Annotated in this window: 3 protein-coding genes and 1 pseudogene; 3 read left to right on the top strand and 1 reads right to left on the bottom strand. The window is 39.6% G+C overall.

From position 1 onward, the window contains the following. The first annotated feature begins 96 nt into the window (after positions 1–96). The 3 genes from ACUVXA_RS20545 to ACUVXA_RS20535 are packed head-to-tail and all read left to right on the top strand — an operon-like array spanning position 97 to position 980. Positions 97–555: a type II toxin-antitoxin system VapC family toxin gene (locus ACUVXA_RS20545; RefSeq protein WP_445873158.1), complete on the top strand. Its 459-nt coding sequence runs from the start codon at positions 97–99 to the stop codon at positions 553–555. Between the two features lie 11 nt (positions 556–566). Continuing rightward, positions 567–743, top strand: a complete 177-nt coding sequence (locus tag ACUVXA_RS20540) for a hypothetical protein (protein ID WP_445873157.1) — start codon at positions 567–569, stop codon at positions 741–743. A gap of 54 nt (positions 744–797) precedes the next feature. Next, positions 798–980, top strand: a complete 183-nt coding sequence (locus tag ACUVXA_RS20535; RefSeq protein ID WP_445873159.1) for an MBL fold metallo-hydrolase RNA specificity domain-containing protein — start codon at positions 798–800, stop codon at positions 978–980. Positions 981–1,010: 30 nt separating this feature from the next. Here ACUVXA_RS20535 and ACUVXA_RS20530 read toward each other — a convergent pair. Further along, positions 1,011–1,721 (bottom strand): annotated as a pseudogene (locus ACUVXA_RS20530) (alpha/beta fold hydrolase); the annotation flags it as partial. Between the last annotated feature and the right edge of the window lie 62 nt (positions 1,722–1,783).

Raw genomic sequence — 1,783 nt, 5'->3', positions numbered from 1 at the left:
TAAAAGAAGCAGATCTTTGAATATTCAAATATTGTTTAAGTTCAATTCCATTCAAATTTAATATTGATTGTACATATCTCCTAAAGGTAGATAAAATTGGTAAGAAAAATGAGAGTGTATCTGGACACATCGGTAATCTCAGCGCTATTTGATGATAGGAACCCTGAGAGGAAATCCCTTACAGAGTCTTTCTTTAGTCAGGTAGAAAACTTTGAGACGTATATTTCAGAAATTACAGTTGCTGAAATTAATAGAACTCTAGACTCAGAATTTCGAAACAAAATGAGTAAAGAGGTTTCACATTTTTCGGTACTTTCTATAACTGATGATGTGAAATGGTTAGCAGAGCAGTATATTCGTTATGGGGCAATTCCCGAAGGTTATCCAGAAGATGCATACCATATTGCTGTCGCTGTTATAAGGGAGATGGATTATCTCTTAAGTTGGAATTTTAAGCACATTGTCAGGATAAAAACAAAAGATATTGTTAGGATGGTAAATACTTTTAATAATCTAAGACAAATAGTAATCATAACGCCCGCAGAATTGTTATAGGATGCAAAATTATGAGCAAACTTAGTGAGAAAGAAATTGAGAAAATAAAAAGAGTGGTTGAAGAGGAGTTCCCAAATGACCCAGCCTTACAACAAGTTCACATCGCAAGAAAAATTATCGCCAAAGAAGCGGAACTTGAAGGATTAAGTTTTTTTGAATATGTCAAATTATTAGGAAAACGAGTTTAGAGTTCCTAGTATTTATTTGCTTATAAAAGTGGTGCGTATATACACCTGTACTAAATCCAAAACTCAGGACAAGTAATATCTCACGAACTCGTAGAAATCTTAAAAGAATTGAAACCCAAAAAACTAATACCGGTGCACACCGAGTATCCCAACATCTTCAAAAAATACTTTGAAAAAACAATCCAAGTAGAATTGCCGACAAAAAACCAAACCATGAAAATTTTGCAAAAAACTTGAAATCTTCCGATCTAAGGAACCGTAGTAAATTTACTTGACTTCTTCGAGAAAATCCTGCACAGCCGCCAGCACCTCATCTAACTTCTCTATTAGGAATCCGTGGGAACAATCCTTGAATACTAGCAACTTAGAGTTGGGAATCCGTTCTTCAAGAATTCTGGAGTTCTCCACTGGAACTATGACATCTTTCTCCCCTGCCATGATGAGAGTAGGAGCCTTAATATTAGGCAATCGGTCATAACTGTCAAAGCTTAGAACGGCTTCCGCCTGCCTCCTTCTACCAACAATGGGTGTCGGATACTTCACAGACCGGACTCTCTTTAGAAGCTCATCCCAGTGCTCCTTAATATATTTCGGAGAGCACATTAGGCTCCAGAACTCCGCTTTTTCATTCAACATGTTGGGAGAAGGACTTGCATTTGCGAGTATGGCCTCCTCCGCTTTCGCTGGAAGGGGAACACTCTTTGGGCCACCACAGGTTGCCATACAGAGAATCAGGCCCATAACCTTCTCTGGGTGATTAAGGGCGAGTTCTTGGGCAATCATCGCCCCCATGGAAACTCCAAGTACATGGGCTTTGGACACCTTTATGGCGTTCATTAGTCCGGCGGTGTCGTCCACCATCATCTTAATAGTATAAGGGATATCCGGTTTACTACTACGCCCGGTCCCCCGATTATCAAATAGAATTAGCCTATACAACTTTGAAAGCCCGCCTGTTAACTCTGGGTTCCACATCTCCGAACTGCTACCGTTGTCCGAAACTTACCCATTTAGGACACCGCCTAAATGGTGTTCGGTTC

The organism is Candidatus Jordarchaeum sp., assembly GCF_052745115.1.
This window is presented reverse-complemented; position numbering and strand designations above follow the sequence as displayed.

What these genes read in the sequence shown, in the direction of transcription:
- ACUVXA_RS20540 (WP_445873157.1), top strand. Translation starts at nt 567, where the DNA reads ATGAGCAAACTTAGTGAGAAAGAAATTGAGAAAATAAAAAGAGTGGTT.